At 74.8% G+C, this 18,598-nt stretch carries 18 protein-coding genes; 6 read left to right on the top strand and 12 right to left on the bottom strand.

From position 1 onward, the window contains the following. Nucleotides 1-123: 123 nt before the first annotated feature. Nucleotides 124-327, bottom strand: coding sequence for a cold-shock protein (locus AB0O21_RS05215; RefSeq protein WP_030036890.1), 204 nt, complete (start codon nucleotides 325-327; stop codon nucleotides 124-126). 482 nt (nucleotides 328-809) lie between these two features. On the opposite strand from AB0O21_RS05215, the gene AB0O21_RS05220 reads away from it, so the two are divergent. From AB0O21_RS05220 to AB0O21_RS05230, 3 genes are all read left to right on the top strand, one after another. Then, entirely contained in the window at nucleotides 810-1,307 is a 498-nt protein-coding gene (locus AB0O21_RS05220) for a SigE family RNA polymerase sigma factor (protein WP_365166420.1), read from the top strand. Continuing rightward, nucleotides 1,300-1,692, top strand: coding sequence for a hypothetical protein (locus tag AB0O21_RS05225; protein WP_365166422.1), 393 nt, complete (start codon nucleotides 1,300-1,302; stop codon nucleotides 1,690-1,692). The genes AB0O21_RS05220 and AB0O21_RS05225 overlap by 8 nt, the downstream gene beginning before the upstream one ends. Before the next feature lie 91 nt (nucleotides 1,693-1,783). Beyond that, nucleotides 1,784-3,004: a glycosyltransferase family 39 protein gene (locus tag AB0O21_RS05230; RefSeq protein ID WP_365166424.1), complete on the top strand. Its 1,221-nt coding sequence runs from the start codon at nucleotides 1,784-1,786 to the stop codon at nucleotides 3,002-3,004. 11 nt (nucleotides 3,005-3,015) lie between these two features. On the opposite strand, the gene AB0O21_RS05235 is transcribed toward AB0O21_RS05230, so the two are convergent. Next, nucleotides 3,016-3,249, bottom strand: a complete 234-nt coding sequence (locus AB0O21_RS05235; RefSeq protein WP_365166426.1) for a hypothetical protein — start codon at nucleotides 3,247-3,249, stop codon at nucleotides 3,016-3,018. Between the two features lie 135 nt (nucleotides 3,250-3,384). Here AB0O21_RS05235 and AB0O21_RS05240 point away from each other — a divergent pair, with 135 nt between their 5' ends. The 3 genes from AB0O21_RS05240 (at nucleotide 3,385) to AB0O21_RS05250 (ending at nucleotide 7,444) form a co-directional block, all read left to right on the top strand. Further along, entirely contained in the window at nucleotides 3,385-6,429 is a 3,045-nt protein-coding gene (locus AB0O21_RS05240) for a helix-turn-helix domain-containing protein (protein WP_365166428.1), read from the top strand. A 40-nt stretch (nucleotides 6,430-6,469) separates the two neighbouring features. After that, the gene (locus tag AB0O21_RS05245; protein ID WP_365166430.1) at nucleotides 6,470-6,709 is read left to right on the top strand and encodes an antitoxin MazE7; all 240 of its coding nucleotides are present in this window, start codon (nucleotides 6,470-6,472) and stop codon (nucleotides 6,707-6,709) included. A gap of 156 nt (nucleotides 6,710-6,865) precedes the next feature. Beyond that, a complete protein-coding gene (locus tag AB0O21_RS05250) occupies nucleotides 6,866-7,444 on the top strand; it encodes a hypothetical protein (protein ID WP_365166433.1) in 579 nt (192 codons plus the stop codon). Here AB0O21_RS05250 and AB0O21_RS05255 read toward each other — a convergent pair. From AB0O21_RS05255 to AB0O21_RS05300, 10 genes are read right to left on the bottom strand one after another with little or no spacing between them, the layout of a single operon-like run. After that, complete coding sequence (locus AB0O21_RS05255; protein ID WP_365166435.1) at nucleotides 7,428-8,858, bottom strand: ATP-binding cassette domain-containing protein; 1,431 nt, start codon at nucleotides 8,856-8,858, stop codon at nucleotides 7,428-7,430. The genes AB0O21_RS05250 and AB0O21_RS05255 overlap by 17 nt on opposite strands. Further along, a complete protein-coding gene (locus AB0O21_RS05260) occupies nucleotides 8,855-9,652 on the bottom strand; it encodes an ABC transporter permease subunit (RefSeq protein ID WP_365166437.1) in 798 nt (265 codons plus the stop codon). The genes AB0O21_RS05255 and AB0O21_RS05260 overlap by 4 nt, the downstream gene beginning before the upstream one ends. Next, on the bottom strand, nucleotides 9,649-10,605 hold the full coding sequence (locus tag AB0O21_RS05265; protein WP_365167113.1) for an ABC transporter permease: 957 nt from the start codon (nucleotides 10,603-10,605) through the stop codon (nucleotides 9,649-9,651). Before AB0O21_RS05265 ends, AB0O21_RS05260 begins: the two co-directional genes overlap by 4 nt. Next, nucleotides 10,593-12,164 (bottom strand): ABC transporter substrate-binding protein, encoded by a 1,572-nt coding sequence (locus AB0O21_RS05270; RefSeq protein ID WP_365166439.1) that lies wholly within the window; start codon nucleotides 12,162-12,164, stop codon nucleotides 10,593-10,595. The genes AB0O21_RS05265 and AB0O21_RS05270 overlap by 13 nt, the downstream gene beginning before the upstream one ends. Then, nucleotides 12,161-12,976 (bottom strand): methyltransferase domain-containing protein, encoded by an 816-nt coding sequence (locus tag AB0O21_RS05275; RefSeq protein WP_365166441.1) that lies wholly within the window; start codon nucleotides 12,974-12,976, stop codon nucleotides 12,161-12,163. Before AB0O21_RS05275 ends, AB0O21_RS05270 begins: the two co-directional genes overlap by 4 nt. Next, nucleotides 12,973-14,244, bottom strand: a complete 1,272-nt coding sequence (locus AB0O21_RS05280) for an MFS transporter (RefSeq protein WP_365166443.1) — start codon at nucleotides 14,242-14,244, stop codon at nucleotides 12,973-12,975. The genes AB0O21_RS05275 and AB0O21_RS05280 overlap by 4 nt, the downstream gene beginning before the upstream one ends. Beyond that, nucleotides 14,241-15,296, bottom strand: coding sequence for a dipeptide epimerase (locus AB0O21_RS05285; protein WP_365166445.1), 1,056 nt, complete (start codon nucleotides 15,294-15,296; stop codon nucleotides 14,241-14,243). The genes AB0O21_RS05280 and AB0O21_RS05285 overlap by 4 nt, the downstream gene beginning before the upstream one ends. Further along, nucleotides 15,293-16,381, bottom strand: a complete 1,089-nt coding sequence (locus AB0O21_RS05290) for a cysteine synthase family protein (protein WP_365166447.1) — start codon at nucleotides 16,379-16,381, stop codon at nucleotides 15,293-15,295. Before AB0O21_RS05290 ends, AB0O21_RS05285 begins: the two co-directional genes overlap by 4 nt. Beyond that, nucleotides 16,378-17,229 carry a DUF364 domain-containing protein gene (locus AB0O21_RS05295; RefSeq protein WP_365166448.1) on the bottom strand — a complete coding sequence of 284 codons (852 nt, stop codon included), beginning with the start codon at nucleotides 17,227-17,229 and terminating at the stop codon, nucleotides 16,378-16,380. Before AB0O21_RS05295 ends, AB0O21_RS05290 begins: the two co-directional genes overlap by 4 nt. Next, nucleotides 17,226-18,515 (bottom strand): ATP-grasp domain-containing protein, encoded by a 1,290-nt coding sequence (locus tag AB0O21_RS05300; RefSeq protein ID WP_365166450.1) that lies wholly within the window; start codon nucleotides 18,513-18,515, stop codon nucleotides 17,226-17,228. Before AB0O21_RS05300 ends, AB0O21_RS05295 begins: the two co-directional genes overlap by 4 nt. Nucleotides 18,516-18,598 lie beyond the last annotated feature (83 nt).

The following is an 18,598-nucleotide window of genomic DNA, read 5'->3' on the forward strand; positions in this document are numbered from 1 at the left end:
CGCCGGGCGGTTCTCGTGCCCAACCTTGGCACGGGGGCCGGGGGGCGATCGCCGCACGGCCCCGGTGTCGTACTTCAGTGTTCCGGCATTTCGGTGCCGAAACGGTTCCTCGCCGTCCGGAGACTAGGCGGGGGTGATGTTCTCCGCCTGCGGGCCCTTCTGGCCCTGCGTGATGTCGAACGTCACGGCCTGGCCCTCCTGGAGCTCACGGTAGCCGGTGGCGTTGATCGCGGAGTAGTGCGCGAAGACGTCCGGACCGCCGCCGTCCTGGGCGATGAAGCCGAAGCCCTTTTCGGAGTTGAACCACTTCACGGTTCCCGTAGCCATGTTCATGCCTTCCCGTTGACGTACGTCTCCCACACCGCGTGGGAAACGGAGGTGATCGCCCTGGTCCTACGGCACAACACAGCAAAACTGCCCACACCCAAGGGTGCGGGCAAGGCACTTGGAACCACGACAGCTACCCGTGAAGGTACACGTACGCACGCACCGTCACCAGGGGGTTTGATCGTCCCTTGACGAAGGGGCCCGGATCCGGCCGGATCCGGGCCCCTCCACGGGCGCCGTGGGGCCGGCGGGTCAGGTGAGGCGGCGGCGCGTCCACCGGAAGCAGAACGGTCCGAGGGCCGCCGCCAGAGCCCTCCGTGCCCTGCCGCTGGGTGACGCCGGCCGGCCAGAGGGAGCCGCGGACCCGCTCCAACGCGCGTGTGTGACGGCACTCACAGGATTTCCCGTCGTCCGGTGTAGACCGGACGCGTCGCGCCGGGCGTATGACCGGTGAGAGGGAAACACGGAGCCGGGAGCGATTTTTGACCGTCGAGGAGTTCGAGGAGTTCTACGCGCATGCGGCGGGACGGCTCACCGGGCAGTTGTACGTGATGCTCGGCGACCACCACGAGGCACAGGACGTGGTGCAGGAGGCCTTCGTCAGAGGCTGGAGCCGCCGGCGTCAGCTGGAACGGGACGGTCGGCCCGAGGCGTGGATCCGTACCGTCGCGTGGCGGCTCGCCGTCAGCCGCCGGCGGGGGCGGCGGCGCAGCGCCGACGCCTGGCAGCGTACGGGCCCGCCGGGCCATGTGGCAGGGCCGGGGCCGGAAGAGGTCGCCCTCGTGGAGGCCCTGCGGCAGCTCCCGCGGGGGCAGCGCCGGACGATGACGCTGCACTACGTGTGCGATCTGACGGTGGAGCAGATCGCCGCCGAGACCTCGCTGTCCCCGAGCACGGTCAAGACGCACCTCGCGCGCGGCCGGGCCGCCCTCTCCCGCCAACTGCAGGACCCCCGCATTGAGGAGGCTCCCGATGCCTGACTCGTACGAGCACGATCCGCTGCGGTCCCTGTTCCGGGAAGCGGCCTCCGCCGGGCAGTCCCGGGCCGTCATCGCCCCGGTGTCCGTCATCGCCGTGCGCGGGGAGCGGGCCCGGCGGCGCCGGATCGCCGGCTTCGCGCTGGCCTGCTGCCTCGTCCTCGCCGGATCCGGCGCGGCCGTCGCCGCGCTCCTGCCGGGTGACCCGGGGCCCGCCCTTCCCGCGAGCACGCCCCCGCCCACTCCCCAGGCGCCGTCCCCGGCGCCGACCGAGTCCCGCACACGGCCGGCGTCGCCGCCCGCCACGCCCCGTTCGACGACGAGCCCGCCCCCCTCGGCGACCGCGACCGCGACCACCCGCAGCGGCTCCACGCAGTTTCCCCCGTAGCCCCGCGGCCGCGACCGCACCGCCACCGGCCCGGTGTCCGGACCTCGGCCGGCGGGTCCGTACGCCCTCAGCCCGAACAGGAGATCCCCGTATGCCCGTTTACGCCCCGAACCGGCCGACCGCGGTGCCCGCCCCGCCCTCCCCCGTGCGGCGCCTGCGGGCCGCCGCCTCGCGCAGAGTTCGGCCCGGCCCGGACGACCGCGAAGTGCTCTGGCTGTACGTGCTCACCCGCGTGGGGATCTGGACGACCGCGGGCGCCGTCCGCTGGCTCTTCCCCGCCGGCGGGGACCGCACGCTGCGCCCCGGGTCACTGCTCTCGCCCTGGGAGCAGTGGGACTGGTGGCACTACCTCCACATAGCCCAGGACGGGTACTTCCCCGCCGGCGCGGGCCCCTGGACCGCCGGCTGGGACAACCGGGAGGCCTTCCTGCCCGGCTTCCCGCTCACCCTGCGCGCCGTCCACGCGGTGGTCCCCCACTGGGCCGCGGCCGGAGCGCTGATCTCGTTCGTCGCGGGAGGTGTGGCCGTCCTCGCGCTGGCGCGCATCGCCAGGCGGCAGCTGCCGCACGCGGAGGCGGGCCGGCGCACGGTGCTGTTCCTCCTGATCTCCCCCTGCGCGGTGTTCCTCGCCGCCGGCTACACCGAGGCCCTGTTCCTCGCCCTGGCCCTGCCCGCCTGGCTGGCGGCGCAGCGCCGGAACTGGCCCGCGGCGGCGGTGCTGGCCTGCCTGGCCTGTTCGGTGCGCGCCACGGGACTGTTCCTGGTGGCCGCGCTCGCCCTCCGGTTCGTCCTCGACGCACGCGGCCGCCGCGACTGGCGGGCGGCCCCGTGGCTGGTCCTGCCCGCGCTCGCACCGGCCGCGTACGGCTGGTTCCTGCACGCGCGGACCGGGGACTGGATGGCCTGGAAGCACGCCCAGGAACGCGGCTGGTACCGGGACTTCCACGCGCCGTGGGAGGCCTGGTCCCACACCTGGGACGCCGCCTTCCAGCACACCCAGCCCACCGGGTACGCCCTCATGTGGCAGGCCGAGCTCCTGGCGATGCTGGCGGGGCTCGCGCTCGCGGTCCTGCTCGTACGGCGCCGGCAGTGGCCCGAGGCCCTCTACCTCGCCCTCACCCTGTGGGCGCTGGGGACTTCGTACTGGTACACCTCCATCCCCCGTTCCACGCTGCTGTGGTGGCCGCTGTGGATCGCGCTGGCCGGCTGGAGCCTGCGCCGGCCGCGCGTGCGGACCGTGTACCTGTGCGTCGCGGGCCCGCTGTCCACCCTGGTCGCCATCACGTTCCTGACGGGGCGCTGGGCGGGCTGACGGCGGGGCGGTCAGCGGCGCACCGGGCCCCGGCGGGTGCGCGGTTCGGCGGTGCGCCAGACGCGGTGGGCGTCGAGGAGGGCGGCCCGCTGTTCGGGGTCGGTGTCGCGCAGCACCATCCGCAGGGACACGAGATCGCGCAGGCCCCGCGCCAGGGTCGCCAGGGAGCGCTGGGAACCCCGGAGCAGGCGCACGAGCAGGCCGAGGACGAAGGGGGAGGCGATCAGCGCCAGTTGGAAGCTCATGGTGGGTACTCCTGGTCATCCGAAGGTGTCGGTTCGGGCAAGGTCCGCCCGGTCTCGAAGCACCAGGGATAGCCTCGACGGGCGTTCATAGGGGTGATGTGAACCAGAACGCACGGCCAGATGCGGGGAGTACGGGTGGACGGTGTGAGCGGCGCGGGCCCCGGCGGCGCGCAGGAGGAGCTGATCGCGCGGATCAAGTCCGCGATGGCCGGGCGCAAGCAGATCGAGGTGGCCGAGGCCGCCGGGATCCAGCCCTCGACGCTCAGCAACCTCCTCAGCGCGAAGGCGGTGCCCACCCTCACCACGCTCGACCTTCTCGCCCGCGCCCTGGGCGTGACCGGGCCGGCGCTGGTGGAGCTGCGCCGGCTGCGGGAGCGGGCGGACGTCCGCAACCGCCGGATCGACGGCTACCTCGCCGCCGCCCTGGCCGCCGCGCGCGACCATCCGTACGCGGGCGTGCTGCCGGGCACGGCTCCGCCGCTCGCCGCGGTGTACGTACGCCAGCGGGTGCGCAGGAGTCAGGCGCGGGAAGCCACCTGGGTGGGTGAGGCGGTCGCGCCTCCCGCCGACGAGCTGCCCGCCGACGAGGTACTGGCCGGCGGGCGGACCTGCGTGGTCATGGCGGGGCCGGGCGGCGGCAAGTCGAGCCTGCTGCGCACCTGGCTCGCCCAGGAGACCGGGCACTTGCTCGCGGGGCGCGGCACCGGGAGGGTGCCCGTGCTGGTGCCGGCCGCGGCCCTGGTCCACGCTCCGCCGGCGAACGCCCTCGCCGACTACGTGAACGCGGAGTACGAGGGGCTCATGAAAGGGGTGCCGCCGGACTTCTTCGCCGCCGAGCCGCAGCCCGGGGCGGTCTGGCTGGTACTGGTCGACGGACTCGACGAGGTCTCGCAGGCGGCAGCCCGCCAGAAAGTGCTGCGCCGCCTCGCGGAGGCCTCCCGCAGTGAGCACGCGGGTCCGTACCGGTTCGTCGTCGCGACCCGCCCGCTGCCCGACACGGAACTCGACCTCCTTGGCTCCGACGTACCCCGGTACGACCTCCAGCCGTTCGGCCGGGACGATCTGCCGGTCGTCGCCGAAGGCTGGTTCCGGACCCTCTCCGTGCCGGACCCCGCCGCGACCACGGGCCGGTTCCTGAGGGCCCTGGACCGGACCCGGCTGGCGGCTCTCGCCCACGTACCGCTGATGACCGCGATGCTCTGCCAGCTGCACGCCGCCGCTCCGGACCGGCCGCTGCCCGCGGGGCGCGGACAGGTCTACGAGGAGTTCATCGACCTGCTCACCCGCCACCAGCACCGGGCCGGACCGCTCCGCGCCGCAGAGGCGACGGGCGAGGCGGCGGCCGAGGCGGCGCTCGACCGGCTCCCGGACCTGATCGCCCGGCTGGCCGCCGAACGCCACGCCGGCAACGAGCGCCCCGCGCTGGACATCCTGTGCGAGCAGCCGGAAGCCCGGCGGCCCGCACGCGTGCACGAGGCCGACTGGCGGGCGTTCCTCGACACCGCCGCACGGCGCAGCGGGCTGCTCGTGGCGCGCGGCGGCGACCTCGTCTTCCTGCACCAGACCCTGCTGGAACACCTGGCCGCCCGGCACGCGGTGCGTGACCGGAGGGCGGGGGTCCGGGCGATCCGGAGGGCCTTCCACCGCTACCACTTCTGCAATCCGGGGCTCCCGCTCACCCCCTACGCGCCCGGGACGCCGCCGGGGGTCTGGCCGCGGGTGTGGCTGCTGCGCTACTGGCAGCCCCCCGAGGACATCTCGTACGTGGCGTTCCTGCTCGACGCCGCCCACGGCGCCGGGCTCGACCCGCGCCGCTCACCCCTGCGGCGTCTGGCATCCCGTGGCGGGCTGCCCGGCTGGGTGTTCGTCGCCGCCCTCGCCCGCATGGGAACCCGGCTTCCCGACGACGTGGTGCGGGGGACCGCGGAAGCCCTCCACACCTTCTCCCTAGGGGGTCACCACTATCACGGACTGGCCCCCGCGGCGGCGGCGTTGGCCGACCTCGGCGACCCACGGGGACCCGACCGGCTGCACGCTCTCGCCGCCCACGCCTCCGACTCCAGACACGAACGCCTGCCGGCCGTCCAAGCCCTGATCGCGCGCGGTGATCCCCGGGCACCCGGTCTCCTCCGGGCGCTCTCCCTCGACACGCGTGTCGAAGCGTACGTACGCACCAGGGCCGCCGAACTGTCGGCAGGACTCGACGACCCGGGAGCCGCCGGCCTGTTCCACGCGCTGGCCGCGGACCCCAACAGCAACGGACAGGCCCGTGTCGGCTTCGCCGTTGCGGCGGCAGCACTCGGCGACACCGATGCCACGTCCGCGCTCCGCATCCTCATCCGCGATACGGACGCGTGCGACCGGCTCCACCTGGCGGCGGCCGAAGGCCTGACCGGCCTCGGCGACCCGGGCGGTCCCGGCGCGCTCGCCGCCGTCGCCCGCTGTGCGCGGGCCAATGCCTACTCGCGCCTCAGGGCGGCCCGGGTGCTGGCAGCGTCGGGCGATCGCCTCGGGACCGACGTGCTCCACGAACTCGGCCGCTCCCCCGACTTCCCGCTCTCGGACCAGTTGCACACCGCGCACCTGCTGGCCGGGCACGACCCCGAGCGGGCCGCCGACGTCTTCCACGCCCTCGCCCTGGACCTGGAACCCCCACCGAACGACGGGCCGGCCGGGTCCGGCCCCCGTCCTCGCGGATCCGACGGCACCCATCGCCAGCGCGACCGGGTGGCCGCGGCACGGGAGTTGGCCGCGCTGGGAGACCCGCGCGCGCCCGGCATCCTGCAAGGCATCCTCGACGACCCGGAGGTCGACGGTCTTCCCCGGGTGACCGCTGCCGCCGCCCTGGCCGGCCTCGGCCATCCCGGCGCCGCCGATCACCTGCACGCGCTCGTCTGGTCCGTCCGCCACACCCTCGCGGTACGGATGGAGGCCGCCCTGGCGCTGGCCGGAGCCGGCGACCGCCGGTCCACGCACGCCCTCCACCTGCTGGCCCGGTGCCCCAAAGCCTGGGATCCCAGCCGGGTGGCGGCGGCCCGGGCCCTGGTCTCCCTCGGCGACCCGGGAGCGGCCGACCTGCTCCGCGCGCTGCCGGCTCTCTTCGACCCGCAGCTCCTCGGCGACCACCGGCAGGAGTTCGAGCGGTTGCTGGAGGAGACCGGGAACGCGTCCTCGCCGTGAACGGGCCCCCGGCCGGGCCGCGGACGCGCATACTCGGAGCATGGCTGACACCACCACAGTCGAGGTCGACTCCGATGTGCACGAGCGGCTCACCGCGCTCGCCACGGCCCGCGGACTGAGCCTGCGCGCGTATCTCGCCGTACTCACCGCCGCCGAGGAGAACGAAGCCGGGCTCGCTCGCGCCGCGCAGGCCTTCGAGCGCGCGATGGATCGGCCCGGCTTCCGCGAGGGCTTCGAGCGCGACTTCGGCCCCGGCGGCACGGACACCCGGGCGGCTTGAGGCGGCGGGTCCCGCGGGGGCGGCGATCCCGTCACACCCGGTGAGCGATTTTGCGCCACAGGTCACATTGACGAAAGCATGACGCTTAGGGCAGCCTTACCTTGCTCACTCCGTGCGGCTGTGAGTACACCCTCGCGTAACCGCCTACGGAGCACCATGTCCACCGCAGATGCCCTCTCGATCGAACGAAGACCAGGTCAGGCCTCGGATCTGCTCCAGATCCCGCAGTGGTGCGGACCTGCCGTCGCTTCCCTGGCCGTGTGCGCGGCCTGGGCGGCCACCACCTGGATCGCCCTCCACCTCCGGGCGGACTCCACGCTCCACACCGTGGCCCTCTTCGTACACCTCGCCTCCCTGGTCCTGGGGTTCGGCGCGGTGCTCGCGATCGACTACTTCGGCGCCCTGTGGCTCACGGGCCGCAAGTCGCTGCGGGACGTGGTCGACGCCACCGCCCCCCTGCACGTGCCGGTCTGGGCGGGCCTCGGCGGTCTCGTGTTCAGCGGTGCCTTCCTCCACCCGGACCTCTCGTCCCCGCTGACCTGCGTCAAGCTCGGCCTCGTGCTGCTCCTTTCGCTGAACGGCGTCCAGGCGAGCGTCCTGCACCGGCGGCTTGCGGCCCTCGACGGCCGGCCCGCCACCCGCGCCCTGCTGCTGCGGGGCGCGGCGACGGCGACCGTCTCGCAGGTCGCCTGGTGGGGGGCCGTCGCCATCGGCTTCCTCAACAGCCGGCGGTAGCCCGCGCCGCCGCGGGCGGGGTGACCCGTCCCCCGTCCAGCACGACGGTACGGTCGGCCAGCGCGGCCGCGGACACGAGGTCGTGCGTGATGAACACCAGGGCGAGCCCGGTGCGTTCCCGGACCCCCGCGAGCAGGTCGAGCACCGCGTCGCGGTTCACGGGGTCCAGCCCGGACGTGATCTCGTCGCAGACGAGCAGCCGCGGCCGGGCGAGCAGGGCCCGGGCGAGCGCGGCCCGCTGGAGTTCCCCGCCGGAGAGCGATCCCGGCCGACGGGCGGCCGTACCACTGCTCAAACCCAGCTCCGCCAGCGCCCCGACGGCCTCCTCGCGCGCCGCCGCCGGGGCGGCTCCGCGCAGCCGGACCGCGGTGCGGGCGACCTGGTCGAGGACCGGCCGGTGTTCGTCGAAGGCCGCCCGCGCGTCCTGGAACACGTACTGCACGGCCGCCAGCTCCGCCCGGCCGCGCGCACGCAGGCTGTTGGGCAGCCGTGCGCCGTCGAGCAGGATCCCGCCCCGGTAATCGGCGTGCAGCCCCGCCAGACACCGCCCCAGGGTGGTCTTGCCGCTGCCCGAGGGGCCCACCAGGGCGAGGCACTCCCCCGCCGCGACCGAGATCCCGACGCCGTGGAGCACGTCCACGCGGCCGCGTGCCGTGCGGTGGCGGGCGGTCAGGGCCTCGACCTCCAGGCGCACCGGCCCCGCCGGACGGCGGGTGCGCGGGATGCGGGGTGTCGCTGCGGGGGCCGGGGCGTCGAGCACGGCGTCCACCGGTCCCCGGTCCACGATCCGGCCGGCGCGCATCACCACGGCCTCGTCGGCCAGTTCCCGTACCACCGTGAGGTCATGGCTCAGCAGGACGACGGCCATGCCCCGGCCGGCGAGGGCCGCCAGCTCGGCCACGATCCCCGCTTTGGTGTGCGTGTCCTGTCCCGTCGTGGGTTCGTCGGCGACGATCGCCGAGGCTCCGTGCAGCAGCGCCTGCGCGAGCACCACGCGCTGCTGCTGCCCGCCGGAGAGCTGGTGGGGGAAGCGCCGCAGGACCTGTTCGGGGTCCGGGATCCGGGCCAGCCGCAGGGCCTCGTGCACCCGCTGCCGCCGCTCCCGGCGGCAGCCCGCCCCGAGGGCCGCGATATCGCCGAGCAGGGCGCCGACGCGCCGGGCGGGGTTGAGCACGGCGGCCGGGTGCTGGGGTACGTAGCCCACCGCGCCCGGCCGGGTGCGTACGAGTCCCTCGACGCGGGCGCCCCGCGGGTGTTCGCCGAGGAGCGCGAGGCCGGTGGTGGTCTTGCCGCTGCCGGAGGGGCCGATGACGGCGGTGATCCGGCCGGCGCGGGCCGCGAGGCTGACGCCGTCGACGAGGACCCGGCCGCCGATCTCCACCCGCAGGTCCCGTACCTCCGCGATGGTGCTCATGTGCCCTTTCCCTTCCCGAGAGCCGCGTCGAACAGCAGGTTGGCGCCCGTCGACAGGGCGGCGATGAGGGCGGCCGGCACCACCACGGCCCAGGGCTGGAGGAACAGCCCGGTCCGGTTGCGGTCGACCATCACCGCCCAGTCGGCGGCGTCCGGTGGTACGCCGACGCCCAGGAACGCGGCCGTGGCCACCAGGTACAGGGCCCCGGTGAGCCGGATCCCGACGTCCGCGGCGAGGGTGCGCCGCATGGACCGGGCCACGTAGCCGAGCGCCGTGCGCCACCAGGACTCGCCCTGCATGCGCAGCGCTTCCACGGCCGGCCGGGAGGCCACCTCCACCGCCGCCGCGTGGACCACGCGCGCCGCGTCCGGTACGGCGGCCAGCCCGACGAGCGCGGTCAGTGCGCCGGGACCCGGCTGGAGGGTGGCCGCCACGAGCAGGACGAGGAGCAGTGAGGGCACCGCGCTGAGCACGTCCAGCGGCCTCATCAGCGCTTCCTCCAGCCATCCGCGGCGGGTGAGCGCCGCCGCGAGCCCGGCGGGCAGGGCCATCAGGTAGGCGAGCGCGGTCGCGCCGAGCGCCACGAGCACCACGGAGCGGCCGCCGAGCAGCACCTGCCGCCAGACGTCGCGGCCGGTGAAGTCCGTGCCGAGCCAGTGGCCCTGGCCGGTGGCGAAGGAGACGGACCTCGGGCCGGCGGGCCCGGCGAACAGGGGTCCGAGGAGGGCGAGCAGCAGCGGTACGGCGACGAGCACGGCGGCCACGGCGAACCGGGCACCTCGGGCGGACTTCACGCGGCCACCCCCGCCCGCGGGGCGAAGCGGCGGGCGACGAGGTCGGCACCGAGGTTGGCCAGGACCGTGACGACTCCGAAGACGACGGCCATGCCCTGGACGACGGGTACGTCGCGGGCGGCGACGGCCTCGATGAGCACGGTCCCGAGCCCCGGGACGACGAACAGGGCCTCCACGACGATCACCCCGCCGAGCAGCCAGTCCACGGTCCGCGCCAACTGCTGGGTGGCGGGCGCCAGCGCGCACGGGAGGGCGTGCGCCCAGCGGACGCGGGAGCCGGAGATGCCGTACCGGCGCGCCTGGGCCACGTACGGCGAGGCCATCGCCTCGATCATCCCGGCGCGCACGAGACGGCTCAGCGTGCACACGGGCCGGGCCGTCAGCACGAGTACGGGCAGGACCAGCACCAGCGGTTCGGCGGCGAGGTCTGTGCCGACGGCGGTGGCGGGGAGCCAGCCCAGGTGGAGGGCGAACAGGGCCGCAAGCAGCACGCCGAGGGCGAACTCCGGTACGGAGTGCACGGCCAGGGTCAGGGCGCTGATCGCCTGGTCCACAGGGCCGCCCTCGCGGCGGGCGGCCAGTACCCCGAGGCCGACCGAGAGCGGGACCAGCAGGGCCAGGGTGGCGGCGGCGAGGATCAGGGTGGGGCCGAGGCCGGCGGCGAGGTGCCCGGTGACGGGCCGTCCGGTGACCAAGGAGGTGCCGAGGTCGCCGTGGAGCAGGCCGGCGACCCAGTCCCCCAGCCGCTCCCCGGCGGGCCGGTCCAGCCCCATGGCCTCGCGGATCCGGGCGATCCGCTCGGGGTCGGGCTGGTCGCCGGCGAACGCGACGGCCGCGTCGCCGGGGAGCGCCTCCGTGAGGAGGAAGATCAGCAGGACGACGGCCGCCGTCTGCCCCAGGCCGAGGAGCAGGCGGCGGCCGATCCAGGGAAGCCCCGTGGTCACGCGAGCCAGGTCCGGTCGAAGCGGGCCCAGTCGAGGGTATTGGCCGGGGCCGTCTTCGACACCCCGCGGACCTTGGGCGAGGTGGCGACGATCCAGTCGGCGAAGCCCCAGATCAGGAAGCCGCCTTCGTCGTGCAGCCGGCGCTGCATCCGCTCGTAGAGGGCGGCGCGCTCCTTCTCGTCGCGGGTGCACTGGGCCTGCTGGTAGAGGTCGTCGAAGTCCTTGTGCTGCCACTTCGTGGCGTTGGTGGTGGATCCGGTGAGCAGCCGCTGGCTGATGTGGGACTCGATGGGCATGGCGCCGGACCGGTAGGAGGCGAAGGTTCCGCCGGAGAGGATGTCCTTCCAGTACGTGTCCTTGTTGCCGACCTTGACCTCCACGGTGACCCCGGCCTTGGCCGCCTGCTCCTTGAAGATGCCGGCGGCCTCCACGAAGCCGGTGGCGGCAGGCGCGGTGTCGAGGGTGACCTTGAGTCCTTCGGCGCCGGCCTCCTTGAGGAGGGCGCGGGCCCGTTCGAGGTCCTGGGTGCGCTGGGGCAGGCCGGCCGCGTAGTACTGGCAGCCCTTGCCGAAGAGGTCGTTGCCCATCTCGCCGGCTCCGGAGAGGGCGCCGTCGAGGAGCTCCTTGCGGTCGGCGATGAGGAAGAAGGCCTGCCGGACCCGCTTGTCGTCGAAGGGCGGCCGGTCGGTCTTCATGACGAAGCCCTGCATGGCGCTGCCGGGCAGCCGTACGACCTGGATCCTGCCCTTGCCCTCGTGGGCGCGGGCGCTGGCCGGGGTGAGCTCGTGGGCGTAGTCGACCTGCCCGCCGAGGAGCGCGCTCACACGCGCGGACTCTTCGGCCGCTATGACGAATTCGAGCTCGTCGAGGTGCGGGGCGCCCTCCCAGTAGGCCTCGTTCCGCTTGACCAGGAGGCTGCTGCCGGGCGTGAAGGAGACGAAGGCGAAGGGGCCGGATCCGACGGGCCGGTCGAAGGAGGCCGCGTCCTTGGGGACGATGTAGGCGCCGAAGGCCGCGAGGGTGTTGGGGAACTCGGCGTACGGCCGCTTGAGCCGGAACTCGACGGTGGAGGCGTCGACGGCACGGCTCGCCGACAGGTCGATCGGCTCCAGGGAGGCCTTCGCGCGGAAGGTGCCCTTCGGGTCGGCGATCCGGCGGTAGCTGTAGAGGACGTCCTCGGCGGTGACGGGCCGGCCGTCGTGGAAGGCGGCCTTGCGCAGGGTGATCCGCCAGGTGTCGAGGGTCTCGTTCGGCTCCCAGCGCTCGGCGAGGCGGGGTACCGGGGCGAGGTCGGCGCCGAAGTCGGCGAGCTTGTCGAAGAGGGCCTTGGCGCGGGCGGCGTCGACGAACAGGTTGGCCGCGTGCGGGTCGAGGGTCTCGGCCGCGCCGCCGCCGGCGAAGGCCGCGCGCAGGCGTCCGCCGGGCTTGGGGGTGCCCGTGCCCTCCTTGGCGTCGCTCGCGCCGGTCTTGCCGGTCCCGCAGCCGGTGGCGAGGGCGAGGGTGCCGGCGGCTCCGGCCGCGAGGATGGTTCTGCGGGCGAAGCCGGTCTGGCGGTGGCGGTCGTTCATGAGGTGCTGTCTCCGTTGCTGTGGTGGTGGTGCTTCAGGCGCGCTACGAGGTGCAGTCGGTCGGCGCTCGCCGTCGCGTGCGGGGCGTCGCCTTCGCTCCAGGGCGGTTCGGTCCGGGGGCCGGGCCCGTCGTGGAGGCCGAGGACCTCGAAGCCGGCGGTGGTCAGGAAGTGGCGGAGCTCCTGCGGGAAGAGCAGGCGCCACGCGGAGTGCTGCTCGGCCGGGGGCGTGCCGTCGTCGGCGCTCCAGACCCGGTGGCGGCGCAGGAGTTGCGCGGCATGGTCGATGTGCAGGGTGGTGCGCGAGGTGTAGGTGACGCCGTGCCGGGTGAAGGTGGCGGTGCGGGCGCCGTCGAGCAGTTCGGTGTTGCCGAGGAAGAACGCCCCGTTGCGCATCTCGGCGATGAGCAGACCGCCGGGGGCGAGGTGGGCACGGCAGCGGGCGAGGAAGGCGGTGAGGTCCTCGTTGGTGTGGCAGTAGAGCAGGGCGCTGTCGAGGCAGACGACGGCGTCGAAGGTCCGGCCGAGGTCGAAGTCGCGCATGTCGGCGTGGTGGTAGGCCGGCCCGGGGTGGTGGCGGCGGGCGTGGGCCAGCATGGCCTCGGAGGTGTCGATGCCGGTGACCTCGCGGTCGGCCCGGTGGTGCAGCCAGGCCGCGTCGCGGCCGGTGCCGCAGCCCACGTCGAGGACGCGGGGGCCGGCGCCATGGCCGGCCAGGACGGACTCGGCCCAGCGGGCGGCGAGGTGGTGGGGGTCGGGGAAGCGCTCCTCGTACAGCTCGGGATGGTCGGTGAGGAGGTTGCCACTGCTCATCGGGTCTTGCTCCTGGGGCGGTTGGCGGCGGGCAGAGGTTCGGCCGCTCCGGCGGCGCCCGGCAGGGCCCGTCTTCGGTGGAGGCGGGCCACGGCCGCCGCCGAGGCCAGGCCGAGGGCGAGACAGCAGGCGAACGGCAGCCAGGCCAGTCCGGTGTGCCCGGCGGTGTCCATGGCCCAGCCGACGGCGGCGCTGCCGGCTGCGGCCGCGATGCCGGACACCGCGTAGAAGAGGCCGTAGTAGGTTCCGGTGAGGCTCTGGCGGCCGAAGGCCGGTATCAGCTCCATCACGAAGGGCTGGGCGGTCATCACCCCGAGGTGCAGCAGCAGGGCGCCGGCGAGCACGGGCAGCAGGTGGGCCGGGTGCGGGGCGGGGGCGGCCGCGACGAGCATCGGGGGCACGAAGCCGAGGCCCATGACCGCGAGGCCGGCGGATATCCAGCGGGCGCGGCTGCCGGTCTCCTTCAGCCTGCGGGTGATGCGGAGCTGGAAGAGCAGGTTGGCGACGGTTCCGGCGAGGAACAGCAGGCCGATCGAGCCGTCCCAGCCGGAGGCGCGCACGGCCGCGTGCGGCAGCAGCAGGTACAGCTGGTTCTCCAGTCCGTACATGCCGATCATGGCGAGGGAGAAGGGGAGGAACCCCCGGCTGCCCGCCGCTTCCCGCCAGTCGCCCGTCAGCCGGGTCTCCGGCGCCGGGACCTCCCGGGCGGGCAGCACGAGGAGTTGCGCCAGGGTGAGCGCCGCGAAGATCCCGGCCGCGGTGACGGCGGCGGCCCGGAAGTCCACGAGGAGCAGGAGCGTGCCGAGCAGCGGGCCGAGCAGGGCTCCCGTGGTGGCGAAGACGTTGAACAGCGCGAAGGCCTCGGCCTTGCGCTCGCCCGCCTCCTGGGCGACGTAGGTCCGCACGGCGGGGTTGAACAGTGCCCCCGCCAGCCCGCTGAGCACGGACGCGGCGAGCAGCAGCGCCAACGTGTCCCCGAGCGCGAACATCGCGAACCCCGCCGTCCGCAGGGCGCACCCGGCGATGATCACCCCGCGGGCGCCGAGCCGGTCGGCGGCCGAGCCGCCGAGCAGGAAGAGGCCCTGCTGGCTGAGGTTGCGCAGGCCCAGGATGACTCCGACGGCGGCAGCGGAGAGCCCGAGGTCGTGGGACAGGTGCGTGGCGAGGTACGGGATGAGGAGGTAGAAGCCGGTGTTGACGCCGAGCTGGTTGACGAGGAGCAGGCGGACGGCGAGCGGGAAGCCGCGGACGGCGGTCAGGGTTTTCACCGTCCGGCCTCCGCCCGGGCGGGTCTGACGCCGAGGCCGGCCCGGTCGGAGGCGCGCACGGTGCCGTCCGGGCCGCCGATGCCGGTCCACGGGTCGTCGGCGAGCAGCAGGTGGCCGTCGAGGTCCACCCAGCGGGCCCGGTCGGCGAGGTGCACGGCGGGGGCGATGCCGAGCGAGCTGGCGGTGAGGCAGCCGAGCATCAGGTCGGTGCCGCTGCCGCGCAGGGCTTCGTGGATGCGCAGGGCGGCCCGCACCCCGCCGCATTTGGCGAGCTTGACGTTGACGCCGTGGACCAGGCCGGCGAGCCGGGCGGCGTCCTCGTACGAGACGGCGTCCTCGTCGGCGATGACGGGGACCGGGGATTCCTTGGCGACCCGGGCCAGGGCTTCGGGCCGGCCCGGCGCGACGGGCTGTTCCACGGCGCCGACGCCGAGTGCGGCGAAGCGCGGCAGCAGGTCGAGGGCCTGGCGTTCGGTCCACGCTCCGTTGGGGTCGAGCAGCAGGGCGGCCCCGGGCGCTCCGGTGCGTACGGCTTCCACGCGCGCGAGGTCTTCGGCCGGATCGGGGGACCCCGCCTTGACCTTCAGGACGGTGAAGCCGCTCAGGGCGAGGCGGGCGGCCTGGGCGGCCGCGGGGACGGGCGCGGTGATGCCGATCGTACGGGCGGTGGCGGCGGCCGGGGCGGTGGGAGTGCCGAGGAGCCGGTGCGCGGGCTCGCCGGCCCGTTTGCCCACCAGGTCCAGTACGGCGGCCTCGACGGCGGCCAGCACCCCCGGCGGGAGTCCGGCCCAGGCCGGGTGTCCGGCGCCGGTCTCGGCCCAGGCGGTCTCCGGGTCGGGGAAGCGCTCGGTCGCGGCGCGCACGGCTTCCAGGTGCTGGTGGATGAGGGCGGTGGGCAGTGCGAGGTAGTCGCTGCTGACGGCTTCGCCCCAGCCGCTCAGCCCGCCGTGCTCGATCGCGACGTGGACGGCGTCGCGGCGGGACATCACCGAGCGGGAGATCCGCAGCGGTTCGGCGAGTTCCAGGCCGGTGGTGTGCCAGGTGAGCTTCACGCGGCGCCTCCGCGGGTCGGTGCGAGGACGGTCTTGCAGCGGGCCCAGCCGGTGGCCTCGACGGCGTGGGGGTGCGGGATCTCCAGGGGGCGGACTGCGCGGTCGGCGGTGTCCAGGCCGTGGGCGCGGCAGAAGTCGTCGTCGTAGATGCTGTCGAGGTAGCGGTGCGGTCCGTCGGGGAAGACGGTGGCGACGACCGATCCGGGCTCGGTCCGGGCGGCCCAGGCGGCGACGAGGGCGACGGCTCCCGTGCTCCAGCCGCCGCTGACGAAGGCGGAGCGGGCGAGCCGGCGGCAGGCGTCCACGGCCTCGGCGGGCCCCACCCAGTGCACCTCGTCGAACGCGTGGTGGGCGACGTTGGCGGGGTGGATGCTGCTGCCGAGTCCGCGCATGAGGCGGGGTCTGGCGGGCTGTCCGAAGATGGCCGAGCCGACGGAGTCGACGCCGATGACCTTGAGGCGGGGCCAGCGGCGGCGCAGCGGGGCGGCGAGTCCGGCGCTGTGGCCGCCGGTGCCGACGCTGCACACGAGGACGTCCAGGTGGTCGAGCCGGTCGGTGAGTTCGGCGGCGAGCGAGAGGTACCCGGCGGCGTTGTCGGGGTTGTTGTACTGGTCGGGCCAGTACGCGCCCGGCATCGAGCGGAGCACCTCGCGCAGCCGGGCGATCCGGGCGGCCTGCCAACCGCCCCGGGCGGCCGGGCGGTCGACGAGTTCGAGCCGGGCCCCGTGGCTGCACAGCAGCCGGCGCATGGACGGTTCGAGTTCGGTGTCGCCTACGAGGACCACGGGGTGGCCGAGGGCCTGGCCGGCGAAGGCCAGGCCGATGCCGAGGGTGCCGGAGGTGGATTCCACGACGGGGGCGCCGGGCAGCAGTTCGCCGCGGGCACGGGCTCCGGTCAGCATGGAGACGGCGGCGCGGGCCTTCATCCCGCCGGCGCCGAGGCATTCGAGTTTCGCCCAGAAGCCGGGGTGGCGGTGCGGCAGGTCGGCGTGGATCCGGGCGAGCGGGGTGCGGCCGAGGAGCGGCAGCAGGTCGGGGTTGCCGGCCCGGGTGTGCGGGCGGGGCAGGATCGGGGTGACGGTCACCGGGTGCCCCCGTAGCGGTGGATGACGCCGGGGCCGCCGTCGAGCCAGAAGAAGGGGTACGGCTCGGCGGAGACGGCGTGCACCCCGGAGCCGAGGAAGCGCGGGAGTACGGCGCTGCCGGTCTGGGCGAACATGACGAGGGGCTTGCCGGTGGCGGCGGCGTGGTCGAGCAGCGGCTGGAAGGTGCCGTTGCCCAGGGTCATCCCGGAGGCGAGGACGGCGTCGCAGCGGGCCAGCTCCGCGAGCGCGTCGGTCCGTACGGGCTCGCCCCATTCGGTGGTGCCGCCCTTGAGGTCGCAGGGCGTGTACGCGGTCCCGCGCTCGCGCAGCCGCTCCAGCAGGGAGTTGACGACGCCGACGACCAGGACCCGGCTCACTCCGGCTGCGGGCAGGAGGTCGACGACGGCGCGGGCGCGGGCCCGGGAGCGGTGCAGCGAGCTGCCGGCCGGGATGGCGTAGGGGCGGGCGCCGTGCTCGGGGGCGTGCGGGCGGACGTGCGTGAGGTAGGCGTCGAGGGCGGCGATCCGTACGGGCGGCAGCGGGTGGTCGAGCAGCTCGGCGACGGTGGCGCCGACGCAGTCGTCGAGCGCGGCCGGCGGCAGGGTGCCGGGTTCCACGGCGCAGGAGCCGACGGCTGCGTCGAGGCGCAGGCTGAGCACCTCGTTGCGGTAGCCGCGGGCGCGGCCGGCGTGGCGTACGGCCTGCGAGGTGGTGAAGGCGAGGGCCACGCGCTGCCCGGCGGGGTCGGGTCCGTAGGCGCCGGCGCGGGCCTGTCCGAGGAGGCCGTCGACGGTCCGCACGCGCGGTTCGTGAAGGGCGGGTGCGGCGGCGGGGGCGGGTGCGGTCACGCGTTCACCGCCGCGGCCGGCTCGGCGGAACACAGTTCGTAGGCGGGCCGCAGGCGGGCGATCAGCCGTTCGGCCCGCGCGCGGGCGCCCGGGCCTTCGGTGTCGGCGGTCATGACGTGGCCCAGGTACTCGTTGTTGCTGGTCGCGGGCCGAACGGCGCGGCCCGGTTCGGCCAGGGTGAGCTCCAGCACCCCGGGCCGGCTCCGTACCTCTTCGGCACCCTCGACGCCGGTGAGGATCCCCCCGTCGGCGGGCAGCAGGAAGGCGATGGCGGCGCTGTGCACCCCGGTCGGGCGGACGGTCAGGTCGGGTGTGCGGCCGAGGGCGACGTCCACGCAGGCGGCCGCGAGGTCGACTCCCGTGACGTGGCGGACCAGTTCGGTGATGCGGTTGCCGGCGGGGCGGGGGTTGACCTCGACCAGGCGCGGCCCGGCGGGGGTCAGTTTGAGCTCGGTGTGGCAGACGACGTGGTCCAGGCCGAGGGCGGTGACGGCCGCGACTGCCGAGTCGGCCGCCGCTCGTGCCTGCTCGGGGCCGATGTCCGCCGGGAACATGTGGCCTGTCTCGATGAAGGCGGGCGCGCCGCCGATGCTCTTGTCGGTGATGCCCACGACGTGGGTCGCGCCGTCGAAGGAGACGGTCTCGATGCTGACCTCGGGGCCGGTGAGCAGCTCTTCGAGCAGGATGACCGGGGCGCGGTGCTGGCCCCGGGCGTTGACGGGGAACTCGGCCAGGGCCCGGCAGGCCCGCTCCAGCTCGCGCTCGTCGCCGACCTGGCGCACGAGCATCCCGGCGCACAGGTCGGCCGGTTTGACCACGAGCGGGTAGCCGATCCCGCGGGCGGCGCCCAGCGCCTCCTCGGTGTCGGCGCAGAGCGCGAAGCGCGGGCCGGGCACCCCTGCCTCGTCCAGTACCCGGCGGGTCAGGTCCTTGCGGCAGGCGTTCTCGACGGCCGTGGCGGCGGGGCCGGGCAGGCCGAGGCGCTCGGCGACGCGCGCCACGGCGGGCAGGTAGTAGTCGCAGGAGGAGACCACGGCGTCGAAACCGAGGACGGCGTGCAGTCGCTCGACGAGCGGGAGCAGGGCTGCCGTGTCGTTGGTGTCGGCGGTGATGAGGTTGCGCGCCGCGAGCAGCGGGTGCGGGCCGCCGTCGGCCGGGGCCGAGCGCAGGTAGTGGTGCAGGTCCCGGGTGAGGAAGGTGAACTCGTGCCCGCCCTCGCGGATCGCCCTGGGCAGGAGCCTGCTCATCGACCCCACCCAGCTCTCGATAACCAGTACGTGTCCCACGGGACTTCCTCTCGACCTCTGTCACGGCTCTTGGGCATGAGTGCGGAACGGACGCCTCTGGCAGCAGGCGTCCGGACCGGACC

It is taken from the genome of Streptomyces sp. NPDC091371, assembly GCF_040684275.1.
GTDB lineage: Bacteria > Actinomycetota > Actinomycetes > Streptomycetales > Streptomycetaceae > Streptomyces.

Coding starts and splice junctions, on each gene's coding strand:
- AB0O21_RS05215 (WP_030036890.1), bottom strand. CDS start 327: ATGGCTACGGGAACCGTGAAGTGGTTCAACTCCGAAAAGGGCTTCGGC.
- AB0O21_RS05225 (WP_365166422.1), top strand. CDS start 1,300: ATGCCTGACTCGTACGAGCACGATCCGCTGCGGTCCCTGTTCCGGGAA.
- AB0O21_RS05230 (WP_365166424.1), top strand. CDS start 1,784: ATGCCCGTTTACGCCCCGAACCGGCCGACCGCGGTGCCCGCCCCGCCC.
- AB0O21_RS05235 (WP_365166426.1), bottom strand. CDS start 3,249: ATGAGCTTCCAACTGGCGCTGATCGCCTCCCCCTTCGTCCTCGGCCTG.
- AB0O21_RS05245 (WP_365166430.1), top strand. CDS start 6,470: ATGGCTGACACCACCACAGTCGAGGTCGACTCCGATGTGCACGAGCGG.
- AB0O21_RS05250 (WP_365166433.1), top strand. CDS start 6,866: ATGTCCACCGCAGATGCCCTCTCGATCGAACGAAGACCAGGTCAGGCC.
- AB0O21_RS05255 (WP_365166435.1), bottom strand. CDS start 8,858: ATGAGCACCATCGCGGAGGTACGGGACCTGCGGGTGGAGATCGGCGGC.
- AB0O21_RS05270 (WP_365166439.1), bottom strand. CDS start 12,164: ATGAACGACCGCCACCGCCAGACCGGCTTCGCCCGCAGAACCATCCTC.
- AB0O21_RS05275 (WP_365166441.1), bottom strand. CDS start 12,976: ATGAGCAGTGGCAACCTCCTCACCGACCATCCCGAGCTGTACGAGGAG.